This is a genomic window from Nostoc sp. ATCC 53789, assembly GCF_009873495.1.
GTDB classification, from domain to species: domain Bacteria; phylum Cyanobacteriota; class Cyanobacteriia; order Cyanobacteriales; family Nostocaceae; genus Nostoc; species Nostoc muscorum_A.
In genome coordinates this window covers 5,400,490-5,419,160 of sequence record NZ_CP046703.1, presented here as the reverse complement: position 1 = coordinate 5,419,160, position 18,671 = coordinate 5,400,490, and the positions used below count along the sequence as shown (strand labels likewise).

The 18,671-nt window shown below is 42.0% G+C and carries 14 protein-coding genes, 1 pseudogene and 1 CRISPR repeat array; of the genes and pseudogenes, 9 read left to right on the top strand and 6 right to left on the bottom strand.

Features of this window, described 5'->3' with window-relative positions:
* Window positions 1-251: 251 nt before the first annotated feature.
* Entirely contained in the window at window positions 252-626 is a 375-nt protein-coding gene (locus tag GJB62_RS22545; RefSeq protein WP_012409057.1) for a hypothetical protein, read from the bottom strand.
* A gap of 729 nt (window positions 627-1,355) precedes the next feature.
* Between GJB62_RS22545 and GJB62_RS22540 the strand changes: the two genes are divergently transcribed.
* The 4 genes and pseudogenes from GJB62_RS22540 to GJB62_RS22525 all read left to right on the top strand — a co-directional run bounded on the left by GJB62_RS22540 (window position 1,356) and on the right by GJB62_RS22525 (window position 8,613).
* Window positions 1,356-2,639, top strand: coding sequence for a type IV pilus twitching motility protein PilT (locus tag GJB62_RS22540; protein ID WP_114083393.1), 1,284 nt, complete (start codon window positions 1,356-1,358; stop codon window positions 2,637-2,639).
* A gap of 219 nt (window positions 2,640-2,858) precedes the next feature.
* Window positions 2,859-3,626 carry a circadian clock KaiB family protein gene (locus GJB62_RS22535; protein ID WP_114083392.1) on the top strand — a complete coding sequence of 256 codons (768 nt, stop codon included), beginning with the start codon at window positions 2,859-2,861 and terminating at the stop codon, window positions 3,624-3,626.
* Window positions 3,627-3,992: 366 nt separating this feature from the next.
* Window positions 3,993-4,243: a CRISPR direct-repeat array (repeat unit 36 nt; unit sequence ATTGCAATCAAATAAAATCCATAAGTAAGTAGCTAC).
* Between the two features lie 254 nt (window positions 4,244-4,497).
* Window positions 4,498-5,290, top strand: a pseudogene (locus GJB62_RS22530) (IS5 family transposase).
* A gap of 542 nt (window positions 5,291-5,832) precedes the next feature.
* Entirely contained in the window at window positions 5,833-8,613 is a 2,781-nt protein-coding gene (locus tag GJB62_RS22525) for a pitrilysin family protein (RefSeq protein WP_114083414.1), read from the top strand.
* Window positions 8,614-9,313: 700 nt separating this feature from the next.
* Here GJB62_RS22525 and GJB62_RS22520 read toward each other — a convergent pair.
* Together GJB62_RS22520 and GJB62_RS22515 are read right to left on the bottom strand one after the other, a co-directional pair.
* Window positions 9,314-9,937: a DUF4231 domain-containing protein gene (locus tag GJB62_RS22520; RefSeq protein WP_114083391.1), complete on the bottom strand. Its 624-nt coding sequence runs from the start codon at window positions 9,935-9,937 to the stop codon at window positions 9,314-9,316.
* 9 nt (window positions 9,938-9,946) lie between these two features.
* Window positions 9,947-10,693 (bottom strand): hypothetical protein, encoded by a 747-nt coding sequence (locus GJB62_RS22515; RefSeq protein ID WP_114083390.1) that lies wholly within the window; start codon window positions 10,691-10,693, stop codon window positions 9,947-9,949.
* A gap of 409 nt (window positions 10,694-11,102) precedes the next feature.
* Between GJB62_RS22515 and glyA the strand changes: the two genes are divergently transcribed.
* The 4 genes from glyA to GJB62_RS22495 all read left to right on the top strand — a co-directional run bounded on the left by glyA (window position 11,103) and on the right by GJB62_RS22495 (window position 14,469).
* Entirely contained in the window at window positions 11,103-12,386 is a 1,284-nt protein-coding gene (glyA, locus tag GJB62_RS22510) for a serine hydroxymethyltransferase (protein ID WP_114083389.1), read from the top strand.
* 120 nt (window positions 12,387-12,506) lie between these two features.
* A complete protein-coding gene (locus GJB62_RS22505; RefSeq protein WP_114083388.1) occupies window positions 12,507-13,757 on the top strand; it encodes a competence/damage-inducible protein A in 1,251 nt (416 codons plus the stop codon).
* 48 nt (window positions 13,758-13,805) lie between these two features.
* Window positions 13,806-14,066: a CopG family transcriptional regulator gene (locus GJB62_RS22500; protein WP_114083387.1), complete on the top strand. Its 261-nt coding sequence runs from the start codon at window positions 13,806-13,808 to the stop codon at window positions 14,064-14,066.
* Window positions 14,053-14,469 (top strand): PIN domain-containing protein, encoded by a 417-nt coding sequence (locus GJB62_RS22495; protein ID WP_114083386.1) that lies wholly within the window; start codon window positions 14,053-14,055, stop codon window positions 14,467-14,469. The genes GJB62_RS22500 and GJB62_RS22495 overlap by 14 nt, the downstream gene beginning before the upstream one ends.
* A 57-nt stretch (window positions 14,470-14,526) precedes the next feature.
* Here GJB62_RS22495 and GJB62_RS22490 read toward each other — a convergent pair whose 3' ends face one another.
* Window positions 14,527-14,832 (bottom strand): hypothetical protein, encoded by a 306-nt coding sequence (locus GJB62_RS22490; RefSeq protein ID WP_181852881.1) that lies wholly within the window; start codon window positions 14,830-14,832, stop codon window positions 14,527-14,529.
* A 202-nt stretch (window positions 14,833-15,034) separates the two neighbouring features.
* Between GJB62_RS22490 and GJB62_RS22485 the strand changes: the two genes are divergently transcribed.
* Entirely contained in the window at window positions 15,035-15,829 is a 795-nt protein-coding gene (locus GJB62_RS22485) for a DUF2993 domain-containing protein (protein WP_181852880.1), read from the top strand.
* A 336-nt stretch (window positions 15,830-16,165) separates the two neighbouring features.
* Here the strand turns inward: GJB62_RS22485 and GJB62_RS22480 are convergent, their stop codons facing one another.
* Window positions 16,166-17,557: a UDP-glucose/GDP-mannose dehydrogenase family protein gene (locus GJB62_RS22480; RefSeq protein WP_114083384.1), complete on the bottom strand. Its 1,392-nt coding sequence runs from the start codon at window positions 17,555-17,557 to the stop codon at window positions 16,166-16,168.
* 148 nt (window positions 17,558-17,705) lie between these two features.
* Window positions 17,706-18,656, bottom strand: a complete 951-nt coding sequence (locus GJB62_RS22475; protein ID WP_114083383.1) for a UDP-glucuronic acid decarboxylase family protein — start codon at window positions 18,654-18,656, stop codon at window positions 17,706-17,708.
* Window positions 18,657-18,671: the final 15 nt, after the last annotated feature.

Below are 18,671 nucleotides of genomic sequence, written 5' to 3'. Positions count from 1 at the left end.
AGTCATTAGTCATCTGTCATTTGCCAATGGTTATAGTCAATGGTCTATGACCAATAGTCAATAGTTGACGGTCAATCATTACACAAATCATAAATATAAAAGGAAAAATTATATAAAAAGCATGAAAAAACCCGGCTTAATCGGGTAGATGAACTGTATATCGAATTCAATTGTAATCACATCATTAGAGAGCATGAAAAAACCCGGCTTAACCGGGCAGACGCACTGTTTGTCGTATTCACCTGTGATGACTACATTTTAATCTCACAAGTTAAAGGGCAAGCAGCATAAACAGTAGTCTGCATTTGGTCTGCCTCTCCATGCAACCAGCTTAACCATTTAACTTCACTTGGATGAACTCCTTTAATAGTTAGCACACCCGCAGCAAATACAACTGCCATGACATTAAACATGATTAAAGCACCTGCTACAAGCAAAACAGCACTAACAGGCATCACAGATTGCAAGATGATCGATAACAGACATCCAACCGTAGCCATCAAGACCACTAATGGAAAACCGACAACCAACAAGCATACTGCTAATGTAAAAGTCCATATTAAAAAGCTTTTAATCATCAACAAGGAGTAGGTCTTTCCTAGATTAGAGCTTTCAGCAGAAACCATGACTTTTCCTCCCAAAAATACACAGCAAATTTTAATTTCAGTCATATCTCGCTTTTGGCGAGTTAACTGATTTGTTTCTCAGTGAAATTCAGTATATAAAAACTAATCGGGAAAATGAGCATTTGTTTACTAAAGTTTACAGTTAGTTTTTTGTAATTGTGGATATAAAACCAAGTTTATATCTATTAGAATAACTTGCTTTCTGCATCTGTCTTCAGGTATATAACCTAAAACGTATGGGCTTTTAACGTTGATCCCCAGATATTGCTCCTACCAAGCTTAACATTTCTTATAAAAATTGATAGCGCTTCTCATAATTGATAGATTGGCTGAATAAATGAATAGTTAGTATTTATGCTGTTAATTGCTGGCAATTTGTATTCATGCCCAAGATAAATTTCTCATCTAATGGCTGAGAATATTCATATTTTGTCAGAAGTGCTATAAAGCACAATATAATCTATGGATTTTTGCTGAGGCGTTATAAGCTATTAGGTGTGTTAACCATTATGTATAGGTTAAATAATTTTTCTAAATTTTCTGAGTAGCGGAATCTTAGAAAAAAAAGATACCAGTTTAGGTGGATGAAATGGATTGACCGTGGTTCTAGATTTTCAATCGCCTCCCATCACGACTAGGGCTTGCACGCAAGCATTTTCCAAAAGTCATCGAAGTAAGTGACTTGACTTCTCACTAATTCAAATTTTTACCTGCCAAATGTGAAGATATATGACAGAATCACAGTCTCCATCAAATTCTAGCCCTGTTACCGAACGTAACTTGCCCCCAATGCCCCCAATGCCACCACCTCCGCCAACCTTTAGTACGCAGAGGCAGATGACACAGACATTGGATATGTCAATGGATAGGGGTTCCAACACACCTGTTGCAGGTCATCGTCCGGTTAGTCCACCGCCAATACCTACTTCAGTTCTCCCTAAAACCAGCAGTGCGGGGCCCACTTTAGAGAAGTTAATTAGGGAAGCTTACGATCAGGGATATTCTGACTTGCACCTAGGTGTCGGAGAAGTACCGCGTTTCCGCACCCGAGGAGAAATTCAATCATGGGATTATCCAGAAGTAGATAAAGAAGCTTTTATGAATTGGTTGCGGGAGGTAATGAGTGAGGCGGAAATTCAGCGCTTTGAAGAACACTTAGAATTTGACGGAGCAACTCAATATGACTTTGCTCGCGTGCGGATTAATGTTTTTGGCACTCTTAGAGGGCCTGCGATGGTGTTGCGGTTGATTCCTCTGAAAATCTTAACTATGGAACAGTTGAGATTACCCCCAGTTTTTCGGGATATTTGTCATCACCACAAAGGTTTAATTTTGGTAACTGGGCCCACTGGTTCTGGTAAGTCCACCACAATGGCAGCGATGGTTGACTACATCAATAAGGAGATGGCCAAGCATATCATTACCATTGAAGACCCAATCGAATTTATCCATCAAAGCCGCAAATCTTTAGTCAAACAACGGGAAGTGGGAATGCATACCCGGAAATTTGACAACGCTTTGAAAGCAGCTTTGCGGGAAGATCCAGATTTGATTCTGGTGGGGGAAATGCGAGATAAGGAAACAGTTAACACTGCCCTAAAAGCTGCTCAGACTGGTCACTTGGTCATGGGAACCCTACACACCAATAGCGCAGTTAAAACCATTGAACGGATTCTCAACCTCTACTCTGGTGACGAACAGGATGCAATGCGAGTAGCAATTTCTGAGTCTTTAGTAGCGGTAATTGCTCAAGGTTTGTGCCGCACAACTGACGGGAAGCGAGCTGCTTTCCACGATGTGCTGATCAATACTGAGGCTATTAAAGAATGGATCAAAGACGGTAAGTATGATGAAATTGGTGAGTTGATGAAACAAGCTAGCTTTGACGGCATGATTACGATGAATCAGTCGTTACTCAATCTCTATCAAGATGGTCGCATCACTGAAGAAACTGCTTTGGAAATGTCGCCAACTCCTAATGAAATGGCACAGTTTCTCCGAGGTAGAGTTTAAGATTTGCGAATTGGGAATTGGGAATTGGGCATTGGGGACAAGGGGAAAGACTTGTTTCAAGTTCTCACCTCTTGCCCCCTTGTCCCCCTTACCCCCTGTCTCCCCTGCCTCCCCTGCTCCCTCATCCCTCAATCCTAAATATTTTTCTGATCCTGGTTGCGGTTATAGCTAAGGTAAAAGGTAAAAGAGAGAATTTTTACTTTTAGCTTCCTAGCCTTTGTGAATAACTTGACAACAAACAAACTATCTACACCCCAGTTGTTTAAAGGCATTGCCCTATTTACACCTGGAGGAGATTTAATTTACTGCATCGACCCTAGCAAACAAGGTCGATGGCATTTGCATTTGTGTTCGGCTTTGCAAGAAATTCTAGATTTGCCAGAGCCACCGCACTTTTTAGTGCCTTGTTATACTGCAACTATTGACCACTGGTTAGATCCGCGTACTCAACAAGTGCGAACTTTTGCTGAAGCTTATCCGGCTGTAATTAGACATCAAGCTTTGCTTAATGCCATTTTTGGTACAGGGGATTTAGTATGGCAAGCTGCTCCTTGGCAAGAGGGGTTGTGCGATCGCATGGTGTTAACATCTTATCGTTCCTCATTTGGGCAGCTTTGGGAAGATCACGATTTAATTGTTCGTCTAGACCTTTCTGAACCTGTGCCAAAATACCACCAGCCAGTAATAGTACAAAAAAAGGAAGTTATCACACAAGGCTATGTTCTCCGCTTGTTTGTTGCAGGACATAGCAGTACAACCGAACGCATTCTGCAAAATTTACACGAATTGTTGGAGCGATCGCTCGGACATCCTTATACTCTGAAAGTAATTGATGTTTTAAGTCATCCAGAACAAGCAGAACTCAATCAAGTTTCTGCAACTCCTACCCTTGTCAAAGTTTGGCCGCACCCAATTCGGCGAATCGTTGGAGAGTTGGATCATGTAGAAAAGATTTTACAGATGTTAGCTGCTAAGGAAAAATTTTAAGTTTTATAACGAAATTGAGCGTTAAAAGTAAAATGCAGAGGTTTGAGAGGTGGCAATTGTTTTTGCTAGAAATCAAAGAAAGTCTGTAGTAAGCTCATGGGTCGTGAACCGCTTTGCAATCAGACTAGTTTTTTTGCCAAGTGTGCGAATGGGTAGGTGTTGGTGAAGAGGTGACTACAAACATGGCTGAATTGCCTTGTATGCAAAGACTTGACGACTGTAAAATCTTGAAGACATCCGCGCACCCTATGTGGACTGACTTTCAGCGATTTTCGTATGACACATTGCCACTCTTCATGTTATGATTTTTCTATTCGCGCTCTTGAACCTTGAAAACCAAATAACACAAAGCTTTCAAATGCCAGCATTGCAATCAAATAAAATCCATAAGTAAGTAGCTACTTTTAAGAAAGTGTAAAAAGGAAGGTGTTGAACTTAAATTGCAATCAAATAAAATCCATAAGTAAGTAGCTACATTCAGGCTACCTAGCGCAAGATTGCCGGGATATATTGCAATCAAATAAAATCCATAAGTAAGTAGCTACAATTTTATACTAACTGTTACTAATTCAAAATCTATATTGCAATCAAATAAAATCCATAAGTAAGTAGCTACAATTGCAATCAAATAAAATCCCTATTAGGGATTGAAACCATTGGCTTTTTCATCTAAATATTGTTTAGCTAAGATTGCAATCAAATAAAATCCCTATTAGGGATTGAAACTGTTTAAAGCAGTGAGCAAACATTTAGCCTTGAATTGCAATCAAATAAAATCCCTATTAGAGGATGTTTGAAAAGTCGGTAGTTGAGTAAAAAAAGCTCTCAGGGCATAAGCTGTAAATACGTACATACAGCACCATTGAGAGCGATGAGTAAAGCATACTCTAGTAACTTGACTCCAGACCAGTGGGAATTATTAGAACCGTTAATTCCAGCAGGCAAAAAAGGTGATCATCCTAGAATGGTAGATATGTGGCAAGTAATCAACGCGATTTTTTATGTGTTGATACAAGGTTGCAGTTGGCGAAACCTACCAGGAGACTTCCCGAATTGGCAAACGGTATATACCTACTTTCGGACTTGGCGGCAAGATGGGACGTGGGTGAGCATTCATGATCAACTGCGAGACTGGGTGAGAGTGGACAACGAACGGGCGGTTAGCTCATCAGAAGCGATAATCGATAGTCAAAGTGTGAAAACGGCGGCGATGGTTAACCGAGATTTGGGTTACGATGCTGGCAAAAAGGTCTAAGGGCGCAAGCGATTTTTGACCGTAGATACTTTGGGTCTGGTACTGCGAGTTTTGGTGAGTGTCGCCAGTGTCGATGAACGCTCCGGCGGTAAAAAAGTACTGCACAAAGTCAAACAAATGGGGAACAAAATGCCACGTCTGACTACTATCTGGGTTGATGATGGTTACGATGGTAATCCTTTTATGCAGTGGGTCATGGATTTTTGCCGATGGATTGTACAAGTCATGCTGCGACCCTATCAACACAAGGGCTTTGTCTTGTTGCCTAAACGTTGGGTAGTAGAAAGAACATGATTGCTGGTTGACTGGCTGCCAGCGTTTGAACAAAGACTACGAACTATTACCTCAAACCTCAGAAACGTTGATCTATCTTGCCATGATTCGTATTATGGTACGATATTTGGTATAAAATGTTACCTCTCATAACTTTTCAAACACCCTCGAAGCAAAGCGCAACCCAACAAAGCCCCGAAAATGTTGGGTTCAAACAATTTAGAAAATCCAACAACAAAAAAAATATTCTCTGATGACTCAACCCAACAAATTAAGCTTGCCGCGCTACTACACATTTCAAGGTTTTTGGCGCTAACTGAACCGTATTGCATTATTGTGGACTATTGCTTGTAAGTGTATTGCAAATAAGTCAACGTGAAAACCGACTATTACGGCATAAGAAAAATAAAGCTACCATTAAAAATGTTAAAAAAGCTGAGAATGTTAAGTCTTCTCACTTCCACGAAATGATACTTAGGTTTTGTTTTATCAAAACAGAATTCAGGAGTCAGAATACCCTTTCAGGGAACGCAAGCTACAGAATGAATGCTGTACAACTGGTGGATAGCACAGAGGTAGCGAGTCCCTTACTAATTGATTATGACCGGAGTTGCGGAGTCCCCGGCTTTGCTTCTGAATTCTTCTTCAAAATTAGAAATTTTGCATTTGGCATTGCTTATGAAGTTACGTTCATATATGTTTTTAGGTTTTTTTCTCAGTCTGCTCTTAAGTCTTTTGCCTTTTTCGAGCAATTTCATAAATGCTGCAACACCGACAGTAGTCGCACCTGTATCTGCGGACTCATTCACCCAAGGGGTTAAAAAAACGGTGTTGGACAATGGCTTAACAGTGCTAACCAAGGAAGTTCATACTGCTCCAGTGGTGAGTGTGCAAGTTTGGTATAAAGTTGGTTCCCGTAACGAAGTTAAGGGAGAAAATGGCATTTCTCACCAGCTAGAACATTTGATGTTCAAGGGTACAACTGCCCGCCCAGTGCAGTTTGGAAGATTGTTTAGTGCCTTGGGTAGCCAGTTCAATGCCTTTACTAGTTATGACGAAACAGCTTATTTTGGCACAGTGCAACGAGACAGACTCGAAGCATTGTTGACACTGGAAGCCGATCGCATGGAAAATTCCTTAATTGGGCCTGAACAACTAAAGAGTGAAAAGCGGGTGGTGATCTCTGAGTTACAGGGGTACGAAAATTCACCAGGCTATCGTCTGAGTCGGGCAGTGATGCGAGATGCTTTCCCTAACAGAGCTTATGGTTTATCTGTGGGAGGCACAAAAGCTGATGTAGAAAAATTCACGGTGGAACAGGTGCGGAATTATTACCAAACCTACTACAGCCCAGATAATGCCACGCTAGTAATTACGGGGGATTTTGCCACAGAACCTGTACTCAAAGTTGTTAAAGAAACTTATGGGAAGTTGACAAAACGAGGAAACGAGGAAAAAAGAACACGGGAAAATGTCGCTCCATCTTCTCCAGTTGCTCCTACTACTAAAAAAGCACCGATTGTTTTGAAGCAACCGGGAAGCGCGGCACTACTACAAGCAGTGTATCCTTTACCAGATATCAAGCATCCTGATGTGCCGGCAATTGATGTGATGGATGCCATTCTCACAGGTGGACGTAGCTCTAGACTTTACCAGGCTTTGGTAGAATCTGGACTTGCCAGTTCAGTAAGTGGCGGTGCTGCCGAACTCATTGAACCAGGTTGGTATGAAATTAATGCTACGGCGGCTCCAGGTCAAGAGTTAAGTAAAATTGCCCAGGTGCTTCAGGAATCTTTAGGAAAGTTGCAACAGCAGCCTGTCACCACAGAAGAATTGAACCGGGCGAAGACGCAACTGCAAGCCTCGTATATCTTGGGTAATCAAGATATTACTAGTCAGGCTAGCCAACTCGGATATAACCAAACGATCGCAGGCGATTATCATTTTATTGAACAGTATCTGGCTGCGATCGCTAAAGTCACTCCAGCCCAAGTCCAAAAAGTAGCGAAAACTTACCTAAATCCGGCTAAACAAACCATCGGTTTCTTTGAGCCGACTCAACCAGATGGAAAACCAGGGACTTCTAGCGCTGGTTCTGGGCGCACAGTCGAAAATTTCAGCCCCGGTAAACCTGTAGATCCGGCAGAACTAGCTAAATATCTCCCACCTGCCACATCAGCTACAGATTCGGCCAAACAATCGCTACCAGAAGAGTTTACCTTAAATAATGGTTTGCGGGTTTTGTTGTTACGCGATCGCAGTCTCCCCACTATTAACCTGAGTGGACAAATTGACGCTGGTACTGAATTTGACGGTAATCAAAAAGCTGGATTAGCGAATCTGACTGCGGCCAACTTAATGAATGGGACGCAGACTAAAAATGCTCTTACCCTAGCAAAAACCTTAGAAGACCTGGGAGCCGATTTGAGCTTCAGTGCTAGCCGTGAGGGAGTGAATGTTAGCGGTGAAGGACTTTCAAAGAACCTGCCGATATTGATTCAAACTCTGGCAGATGTGTTAGAAAACGCCACTTTCCCCGCCGACCAGCTAGAATTGAGCCGTCAACGAGCGTTGACAAGTCTTAAAGTCCAGCTAGATGATCCTAGAGGACTAGGACGACAAGTATTCCAGCAGGCAATTTATCCTGAAAATCATCCATTCCATAGCTTTCCTACATTCGAGAGCTTAAAAAGCATTAGTCGTGATGATTTGCTTGGCTTCTATCAGAAATACTACCGACCAGATAGCACAACGATCGCAATAGTTGGAGACTTTGATCCAGTTAAGGTAAAAACTTTGCTGAATCAGGCGTTTGGCACATGGCAAGCCACAGGTAAGCCACCTGTGCTGAAAATATCATCCGTGCCATTACCACAAACTTCGACACGTTTAAACAAAATAATTCCTGGTAAAGCTGAGGCTGTTACCTACATCGGCTACAACGGCATCTCTCGCAAAGACCCACGTTATTATGCGGCACTGATACTGAATCAAATTTTGGGTGGTGATACCTTATCGAGCCGCTTGGGTACGGAAGTGCGCGATCGCCTCGGTCTAACCTACGGTATCTATAGTGGTTTTGCCGCCGGCATCAATCCCGGCCCATTCTTGATTCAGATGCAGACTGCTCCTGGAGATACCCAAAAAGCGATCGCCAGTACTCTCGCTTTACTTAAACAGTTGCGCGAGCAAGGAGTAACTGAGGCTGAATTCAACACGGCAAAACGCTCACTTACTAATAGCTACCCCGTGGATTTAGCTAATCCCAGTAATGTATCAAGTATCATTTTGGATAATGCTGTCTTGGGACTTTCACGATCAGAAATCCGAGACTTTCCTCAACGGATTCAAGCAGTCACTATGGCTCAAATGCAACAGGCAATTGAGGATTTAATTAAGCCAGAAAATCTGGTAATTGTCACCGCCGGGCCTGGAGAGATTGTACCTAAAGGCGGTTAATTAACTCACTGAATTTTGAATTTTGGATAATGGAATTGAAAGATTCAAAATTCCAAATTTAACCTGACAGTGCTAAGAGACACATACCTGAACATTTTGAGAGAGTATTTCTCTATCTAACGGAGGAATTGAGAAAGATAGTATCAGGACAAAATAAACAGATATTCCGATCACCTGACGAACTTTAACTCCTATTTCCCCATTTCTAGATAGAAATGGGGAATTTTTTTTCAAAAGCTACCAATGTGGAATTCCAATGAAATATTTATCTGTCTTTAGGAGGAATAAGATCAAGTCTAAAAATAATAAAAACTTAAGTAGCCCGATTACCCTACCGAACTTTGTTCTAGCTCTCCCCATGTTTTTATCTAACGGGGGAGAGTTTATTTAAACAATCGATGGCTGCACCAAGGCAGATGAGAGTTCTTTCAAATCAATCAGCTTAGTTTAATCCTTGATTATCCCTAATCCTCGGGAAAATAATTTTTAATGGCGCTTTCATATTGCTAATGCAATTCATAAAAAAGTATGTAATTAGAGTAATTTTAACTTATAACTATCTAGGCATAAATAAATTTAAAGTTTGTAGTAAGGACTTTAGTCCTGATATTCCTTGCTCTGAGCGATAAATCGCTCACTACAAACTAAGAGTTTATTTTATATTTAATTATGTCTACCTACTTATCTTGTTTTTCCGATTTTATTTTTCTTCTTTCTTTTCTTCCAAATTGGTTATCTTCGCATTTGGCATTAGGATATAGTTTTCCTGGCTCTGTTTTTCTTCTTTCTTTTCTTGTATAACTTGAGTGGAATATATTTCAACATCTCGTTGAATAACATCTTCTACATTACCCGCAAAAAGATTAAACGCCTGTTGGTGGCTTGTATAATCACGATAAGGGCCTGTCAACTGGGAGAATTGCCACCCTTGGGTTTTCAAAGATTCAACTGTACGACGATAGTGTCGCCAACGTTCACCGTAATGAAAAAACTCTTCAATGGCAGCACTAATAGCAACAATTTGACTTAAACCAAAAGTTGACCAGATAATGATATTTCTGGATCTTTCATTAACTTGTAAAGTAGAAGTAGTGTTAATGTTTAAACTTACCAGCGCTGGGAGAATTACACCGCCAATAATAGTTGTTATCCGCAACAAATAATGGCGATCGCGTGATAAATTAGCCTTACCTTCCATCCAGAGTACTTGGTCTAACCAGCGCGATCGCAAAAAATGCCTTTGCCCATCGCCTAAATTCATACCTTCAAATAACTTGTTAAAATCTTCCTTTAAAAATTCCTGATAACTATCTTTTTTTGCCATTATTCACTCCTAATTAGAAAGCAAATCTTTAATTATTTGGCCTAAATTTTTAACCCCATTCTCGATGTCAATCAAGTTGACGTATTGTAATATACCAGATTTTGCTAACTTTTTAGCTCGCTCATCAGTACCCTCTCCACGCAAGGCATCGGCAAGGATATCTGCGGTTCTACCACTACCAGCAATCACAACAACTAACCTTCCAGTATTAACGCTATAAAACGCATCATCAAAGGTGATCTCACCACCGTTTAAAAGTACAGTTACTGAAGGTGCATTATTGGCCAGCATAGTTGCAACGTCAGATATCCAAGGTGATTCGTCGCCCCAATTATCACCAGGAACCAGTACAAAATGAGTATGGTTTGGCTCTAACGGTGTCAAATCAGAACCGGGTTCTTGTTGATCAGGTAAAGCCACTTTGTTTTCGGGTGTTACACCAATCAAAGCAAACTTAGCACCTATCTGGCTACGAGCCTCACCCATCAATTGCATAACTCCCGCATCCGTACCTCCATCGACAACATAAGCACCCAAACTTTCGGCTATTGGGGCTAAAACTTCCGTAAACAACCGTTTAATCCGAAGAAAATCAGCTTCACTGATTTTACTTGCACCCCCTACCACTACTAAAATAGAGCGCGAACCGCCAAGCCCTATTTGCTCAATAGCATCTGGTAATTCGGCTTGTCGATCGACTCGAATAGCTAATGCTGTTTGTCCTCTGTCAAAGGTAAGTTTCAAAGGATTTTTCATTTGTCCACAATTCTGACTGATTAAGTTTCCCAGGGTAGAGGTTCCTAGCCATGTTTCGCAAGGGTTGTATTACTGACAGTTAATTGTCGAAGCGTTCAGATTTTTGTTCTACCGAGGAGCGATGTCTCCGACGGGTGGTTCCTGAGCGCAGCCGTTTCGTGGAAGCAAGCTACGCGAAGCGTCTCCGACAGAAGAAGGGCTACGCCTATGTCAGAAGTATTATTTGGTGCAGCTTCAAAAAGCAACGTTATGATAATTAATGCATTAATCAAGCTTACGCCTAATAATAAATAAGTTGGCACAAACAAACCTCTAGAATACGGAGACGATTAATCGCCTCTATAAAGCTGTTAGGTGCTGTGCCAAACCAAAATCAGCCGTTGTACAAATTTCCATAAGGATAATTGAAGTGACTAGGACTAATTCAGACTTTCTTTCCTCCACCGATCCAGCGATCGCGGAGTTAATCAACGACGAACTACAACGCCAGCGAGATCACTTGGAGCTGATTGCTAGCGAAAACTTTACCTCTGCTGCGGTACTGGCGGCTCAAGGTTCGGTACTGACAAATAAATATGCCGAGGGGTTGCCTGGTAAACGCTACTATGGCGGTTGTGAGTATGTTGACAAAATCGAGCAACTAGCTATCAATCGTGCTAAACAGATATTTGGCGCTGCTCATGCAAATGTGCAACCCCATTCTGGCGCACAAGCCAATTTTGCAGTATTCTTGTCGCTTCTGGAACCAGGGGACAAAATTATGGGGATGGATTTGTCTCATGGGGGACATCTCACCCACGGTTCACCTGTAAACGTTTCAGGTAAGTGGTTCCAAGTTAGCCACTACGGTGTCAGTCAACAAACAGAACAACTTGACTACGATCAAATTCGGGAGCTGGCGCTGAGGGAGCGTCCTAAGCTCTTGATTTGTGGTTATTCGGCTTATCCCCGGATAATTGATTTTGAAAAATTCCGTAGTATTGCTGATGAAGTCGGTGCTTATTTACTTGCCGATATCGCTCATATCGCTGGTTTAGTTGCTAGCGGTCTTCATCCCGATCCCATTCCTCATTGTCATGTAGTAACAACAACTACGCATAAGACTCTCCGCGGCCCCAGAGGTGGTTTAATCTTGACCAGCGACGCAGAACTAGGTAAAAAGCTAGATAAATCTGTTTTTCCTGGTACTCAGGGCGGGCCATTGGAACACGTCATTGCTGGTAAAGCAGTGGCTTTTGGAGAAGCTCTGAAGCCTGAGTTTAAAACTTATTCTGCTCAAGTAATTGAAAATGCTCGTGCTTTAGCAGAACAACTACAAAATCGGGGTTTAAAATTAGTGTCAGATGGCACTGATAACCATTTGCTTCTCGTGGATTTACGTTCTGTAAATCTAACTGGTAAGCAAGCCGATAAGCTAGTCAGTACTGTAAATATTACAGCTAACAAGAATACTATTCCTTTTGATCCACAATCGCCATTTGTTACCAGTGGTCTAAGGTTAGGTTCGCCAGCAATGACCACGCGGGGCTTAGGAGTAGCAGAATTTACCGAGATTGCAAATATTATTAGCGATCGCCTGCTTTCTCCAGATTCCGACGTAGTAACCCAAGATTGTCGGCAACGGGTAGCAGCATTGTGCGATCGCTTCCCCTTATATCCTCACCTGGAAATTCCTGTACCAGCACTAGCATAATTGGGCATGGGGCATTGGGCATAGAACATTGGTAAATAATTCTTCTTCCCCAATTCCCCATTCCCCATTTCCCATTCCCATTCCCAATTCCCAATTCCCAATTCCCAATTCCCAATTCCAATGAGTGCAGAAATTATTTGTGTTGGTACTGAATTGCTGTTAGGAGATATCCTCAACGGCAATGCTCAATATTTGGCGCAACAATTAGCGCAGCTAGGAATTCCCCACTACTATCAAACAGTAGTTGGGGATAATCCAGAACGGTTGAAGCAAGTTATAGAAATTGCTATTTCCAGAGCGCAAATTCTCATTTTCACTGGTGGACTCGGCCCCACACCAGATGATCTCACCTGCGAAACCATCGCCGATTTTTTTAAAACCCCTTTGGTAGAAAACCCAGAAATCATCGAAGATATAACCCAGAAATTCGCCCAACGTGGTCGGGTTATGTCACCAAGTAACCGCAAACAGGCTTTGATTCCCCAAGGTGCAGAAATTCTCCCCAACCCCACAGGAACAGCACCCGGTATCATTTGGCAACCTCGTCCTGAAATCACAATTTTTACCTTTCCCGGTGTTCCCAGTGAAATGTACCCAATGTGGGAAGAAACAGCCGTCCCATTTCTCAAAAGTCAAGGTTGGGGTAAAGAAATTATTTACAGCCGGAGTTTAAAGTTTTGGGGTATTGGTGAATCTGCTTTGGCAGAAAAGGTTTCTTCCTATTTGAAGTTGCCAAATCCCACAGTAGCGCCTTACGCAGGTAAGGGGGAAGTAAGATTGCGAGTTTCTGCTAAAGCCACTTCTGAAGCCGCCGCAGAAGAACTAATTGCGCCCATTGAGAAACAACTTAAAGAAATTGCCGGACTAGATTTTTACGGCGTTAATAATGATACTCTTGCTTCCGTTGTCGGTGAGTTATTGCGGGCATCAAAGGAAACGCTTTCGGTGGCAGAATCTTGCACTGGTGGCGGTTTAGGGCAAATGTTGACCGAAATTTCTGGAAGTTCTGATTACTTTTGGGGTGGAGTAATTTCTTATGACAATTCGGTGAAGGTTAAGCTGCTGGGGGTTAACCAGGAAGATTTAGATAAATTTGGGGCGGTAAGTGCAACTGTTGCAGAGCAAATGGCAATTGGAGTCAAAACCCGCCTTGCAACAACTTGGGGATTGAGTATTACTGGTATTGCTGGCCCAACTGGAGGGACAGATACAAAGCCTGTGGGTTTAGTTTACGTTGGTTTAGCTGGGCCAAAGGATGAAGTGACAAGTTTTGAGTATCAATTTGGTACAGTGAGAGGTCGAGCTTTAATTCGTCATGTCAGCGCGAATGCAGCGTTAGATAATCTGCGGCGGAAGTTGTTGACGAGGTAGAAGGCATGTTATCTTTGTCATACATTCGTATGACAAACGAACTTAACCATGCGAATTAATGCGCGATTAGATGACGAGTATGCTGACAAATTAGCCTTTATTCAACAGCAGACTAATCAGGCAGTAACAGATGTGATTAAGTCTGCTATTGAATTGTATTACCAGCAGCTTCAGCAGGAGCAAAAGAATCCTTTCTCAATGCTCACCCAAACAGGCTTTATTGGTTGCGGTGAGTCACATCCGGATCTATCTGTAAATTACAAATCAATTTTGAGAGATGGTTTAAAAGCTAAGTATGATTATCGTTGATACTGGCTTTTGGTTAGCATTGGCAAATCGCAATGACTCGTACCACACTCAAGCAATAACAGTACTTGCCAATGTCAACGAACCTCTGATTACGACTTGGCCTGTCGTTACAAAGACTTGCTATCTACTGCTAACAAAGATGGGGAACCACGCGCAAGTAAGTTTCATTAATAACTTATTTTTAGGGGCCTTTACGGTTTTTGATTTGCAACCCCATCATGCTAAACGCATTTGTGAACTGATGGAAAAATATGCGAACTTACCAATGGATCTGGCCGATGCTTCGTTAGTAGTTTTAGCAGAACATCTGGGGCATGGAAGGATTTTTTCTATAGATTTTAGAGATTTTAATGCTTACCGTTGGAAAAATCAGTATCCGTTTGAAAATCTGATGGTATGTTAAAAAACTCAATTATGAATTACGCAGCTATGCGTTTGGTTCAACTGAAGAAGAAGCACTTCATAAAGTTTTGAAAGCAAAAGAAGCATGGTTAGATGCTGCGAAAAAGGAGGGAAAACTAATTCCTGAACTGAGATTGGCATTTTTAAAAGATTGGATGCCTAAATTAATTAATCCATCACAAATAACAGGGACTACTAACTGTTGTACTGGAACTTCAATTGATTCCAGCATTATCTGGAGACAATTTTGTTTTAAACTAGTTTTTGGCGTAATTCTGGGTAAATTTAACCACTGACTTACCAGAGTGTTAATCGCATTTGTATCACCCTGCTTGGCAAGTTCTAGAAGATTTAGCTGTATCATATTTAGTACTGGTGAGAATTTTAGCAATAACTTAGTTTGATTATTCCCACTCATGAGATACAAAGTAACATTTAGCACATTTAACTTCTAATCATCAGTTATCCAACTCCTACCCATCAGCACAATTAATCACGGGATCGCTTGCTGTATTCTTCATGATTTGTTACAAAAGTACAAAGAACTTCTAGAGACCCAAAACCACATGTTCGGCGGACTTACTGGTTTACAAGATCCTAAAGGCACAGATTGGGGAGAGCGGATGCTCAACACGGTCGCCAGCCAAACGATTCGCCACCTGTTTACCCAAAGCGAGTCAGTAGAAGTCTTTGTGCGCTGCTACCCCTCCAGCAAGCTCTTGCAAGGCAGCATTGATAGCTTCAAAATGAGCGGTCGTGGCTTGGTGATTCGGAGAGATTTCGCAGTAGAAGAGATGTCTTTTGAAACTGATGCGGTGGCTATTGACTTCGGCTCAGTTTTAAAGGGCAAACTTAGTCTTAAGCAACCCACTCAAGCGATCGCTCAAGTAATTTTATCAGAAGCAGGGATAAACCAAGCCTTTAATGCGGAACTGGTGAAAAAGCGCTTGCTTAACCTCACCGTGCCATCACTGACAGAATTATCTGGCGGAGAACCAGTCTCCTTTACAGATGTTCAGGTACAGCTATTGCCAGAAAATCGGTTGCAGGTTGTAGCAAAAGCAGATTTAAACAATGGCGAACTTGTGCCCCTGAGCATGATTTTAACTGTAGGCATTGAAAGACGGCGGCGAGTTTCTTTCAAAGATCCAAAAATCGAGCTTGACCAAGTGCCAGAATCACAACGAGAAATCTCGCAAACCTTGAGCGTAGCGCTGGTAGAAATTTTAGATAATATGGTTGATTTGGATCGTTTTGACCTCGATGGAGTGAAAATGCGGCTCAACCGATTAGAAACTGAAGGTCAAAAACTTATTTTCAGTGGATATGCTGAAATCGAGCGTATTCCAAGTAGCAGTTAATATGAAATGAACACGTAAAATATCAAAGTAAAGTCTTTCTGAGCAACTTTGTGTAAAACTTTAAACAAATTAAATACCGCCTAGATTATTCTAGGCGGTACTTTAAATTTTTAGGTTTTTAAGGGATTTCGGAGTAATTGATTACAGGTTGTAATTCATTTTTACTTATCACCCCTAACTCCCAATACGGTTTGCTTAAGATCCCCCCGCCTGCGGCGATCCCCTTTTTAAGGGGGTATAAAGAGGGTTAAAAGATCCCCTTAAAAAGGGTGCTTGGGGGGATCTTCAAAAGATTAAAACTTTAACCGAACCGTATTGCCATAACTTCCTAACTCTCTACCTTCCCACGCCTACATATTGGAATCCAGCGCGGATCAGTGTTTCAGGGTCAAGGAAGTTACGACCATCGATAATAACGGGGTGGGCCATCAATTTTGCCATCTTCACATAGTCGAGAGTGCTGAACTGCTGCCATTCGGTGACGAGTACTAAGGCATCGCAGCCGTCAGCTAACCTTTCGGCATCGGTTTCTACTAACACGCCAGAAAGACCATGACGCATACCTGTTTGGGAAATAATAGGATCGTAGGCTTTAACTTTGGCTCCTAGTCTGTTTAACTGCTCAATTAAAATGAGGGCTGGAGCATCGCGCAAGTCGTCGGTATCTGGCTTGAAGGTCAGTCCGAGTAGTCCGACTGTTTTGCCTTTGAGAATTTTCAGAACTTGTTGGAGTTTCTCCAGAGCAATCAAGCGTTGGCGTTCGTTAACACTAACGGCAGATTTTAGTAACTGGGCTTCATAACCATAGTCATCAGCAGTATGAATTAGAGCCGAGACATCTTTGGGAAAGCAGGAACCACCCCAACCGATACCAGCTTGTAAAAACTTGTTACCAATACGGGAGTCTAAACCAATACCTTTGGCTACTTGGGTGACATCAGCACCGACGCGATCGCAAATATTAGCAACTTCGTTAATAAAACTAATCTTAGTGGCTAAAAAGGCATTGGCGGCGTATTTAATCATCTCCGCCGAACTCAGGTCTGTTGCCAGAATTGGCACTGGGGGTAAAGATTGATCCTCAGCGTACTTGCGTTCCACAATTGGGGCATACAGTTGTTGCATTAATGCTACTGCTCTTTGACTATTGCCTCCTAGTACAATGCGATCGGGGTTAAAGGTGTCGTGAACTGCCGAACCTTCGCGCAAAAACTCTGGATTGCTAACTACATCAAACTCGGCTACAAATTCAGGTAATTTCTGATCACTCGGTACTCCACCTGCGGGTATCAGTGTTTTCTGCCGCTCTGCAACACCATCTAAAACAAGCATCCGCACCCAGTCACCTGAGCCAATGGGGACTGTAGACTTATTCACTATCACCTTATAACCACCATTGAGATTTTCGCCAATCCCCCGGGCTACAGCTTCAACGTAACGAGTATCACTTTCACCAGTGGGCAAAGGTGGTGTTCCCACAGCAATAAACAGAATTTCACCGTGGGAAACTCCAGCAGCAAGATCGCTTGTAAAATGAATCTTCTGTGTTTGAATGGCAGACTGCATAATTTCTGAGAGTCCCGGCTCAAAAATTGGGGACTGTCCAGACTTCATTAACTTAACTTTTTCTTCGTTGTTGTCTACGCAAATTACATCATGCCCAATATGAGCCAAGCAAGCACCTGTAACTAAACCAACGTAGCCAGTACCAATCACGCAAACACGCATTCTTTAACTCCCTAATTTTTTTGGTGTAGTCTTCAAAAAGAAGTTATCAATATGACACTTAACACACAGTTGAAAACTCAGTAACTAAGCATACCAGCTACCCTATGGGTGAGCCTGCATGAAAATTCAGAGCAACGCTAGGCGCTACTTAGTTGGTTGAATTATTGACATCGCCTTGAATGCGATTACGGAAATCTTCTATTGTCAGTTTTAACCCCTCTTGCAGAGGAATGGTAGGTTCCCAATTTAACCAAGTCTTTGCCTTAGTAATATCGGGCTGGCGACGGCGGGGATCGTCCGAAGGTAGTGGCTCAAACTTAATCTGTGCGTCTGGGTTGATCATGTTCTGCACAGCTTGCGCCAATTGTAAAATCGTGTATTCACCAGGATTACCCAAATTCATTGGGCCAATATACTCGCTATTCATCAGGCGGATGAATCCTTCTACCAAATCGGAAACGTAGCAGAAACTACGAGTTTGCGAACCATCTCCGTACACGGTTAAAGGATTACCCCGCAAGGCTTGAACTATAAAATTGCTCACCACCCGACCATCGTTTTCTAACATTCTCGGGCCGTAGGTGTTAAATATCCGCACAACTCGAATATCAACTTTATTTTGTCTGTAGTAATCAAATGCTAAAGTCTCAGCAATTCTTTTACCTTCGTCATAGCATGAACGTATCCCAATGGGATTGACGCTACCCCGATACTCTTCAGTTTGAGGATGAACTTCTGGATCTCCGTATACTTCACTTGTTGAAGCTAGAAAAAACCTCGCTTTCACACGTTTAGCTAGCCCCAACATATTTAGGGTTCCCATCACGTTAGTTTTAACGGTTTTAACTGGGTTGTACTGGTAATGTACTGGTGAAGCAGGACAAGCTAAATGATAAATTTGATCCACTTCTAACCGAATTGGTTCGGTAATATCGTGGCGGATAAGTTCAAAGTACGGATGACCTAACCATTTAAGAATGTTACGTTTATGGCCAGTGTAAAAGTTATCCAAGCATATTAATTCATGCCCTTCATTCATTAATCGGTCGATGAGATGGGAACCAATGAACCCAGCACCGCCCGTCACCAAAATTCTCATAGTTTCCCAGTTACT

Coding starts and splice junctions, on each gene's coding strand:
- GJB62_RS22545 (WP_012409057.1), bottom strand. CDS start 626: ATGGTTTCTGCTGAAAGCTCTAATCTAGGAAAGACCTACTCCTTGTTG.
- GJB62_RS22540 (WP_114083393.1), top strand. CDS start 1,356: ATGACAGAATCACAGTCTCCATCAAATTCTAGCCCTGTTACCGAACGT.
- GJB62_RS22525 (WP_114083414.1), top strand. CDS start 5,833: ATGAAGTTACGTTCATATATGTTTTTAGGTTTTTTTCTCAGTCTGCTC.
- GJB62_RS22520 (WP_114083391.1), bottom strand. CDS start 9,937: ATGGCAAAAAAAGATAGTTATCAGGAATTTTTAAAGGAAGATTTTAAC.
- GJB62_RS22515 (WP_114083390.1), bottom strand. CDS start 10,693: ATGAAAAATCCTTTGAAACTTACCTTTGACAGAGGACAAACAGCATTA.
- GJB62_RS22505 (WP_114083388.1), top strand. CDS start 12,507: ATGAGTGCAGAAATTATTTGTGTTGGTACTGAATTGCTGTTAGGAGAT.
- GJB62_RS22500 (WP_114083387.1), top strand. CDS start 13,806: ATGCGAATTAATGCGCGATTAGATGACGAGTATGCTGACAAATTAGCC.
- GJB62_RS22495 (WP_114083386.1), top strand. CDS start 14,053: ATGATTATCGTTGATACTGGCTTTTGGTTAGCATTGGCAAATCGCAAT.
- GJB62_RS22490 (WP_181852881.1), bottom strand. CDS start 14,832: ATGATACAGCTAAATCTTCTAGAACTTGCCAAGCAGGGTGATACAAAT.
- GJB62_RS22485 (WP_181852880.1), top strand. CDS start 15,035: ATGTTCGGCGGACTTACTGGTTTACAAGATCCTAAAGGCACAGATTGG.
- GJB62_RS22480 (WP_114083384.1), bottom strand. CDS start 17,557: ATGCGTGTTTGCGTGATTGGTACTGGCTACGTTGGTTTAGTTACAGGT.
- GJB62_RS22475 (WP_114083383.1), bottom strand. CDS start 18,656: ATGAGAATTTTGGTGACGGGCGGTGCTGGGTTCATTGGTTCCCATCTC.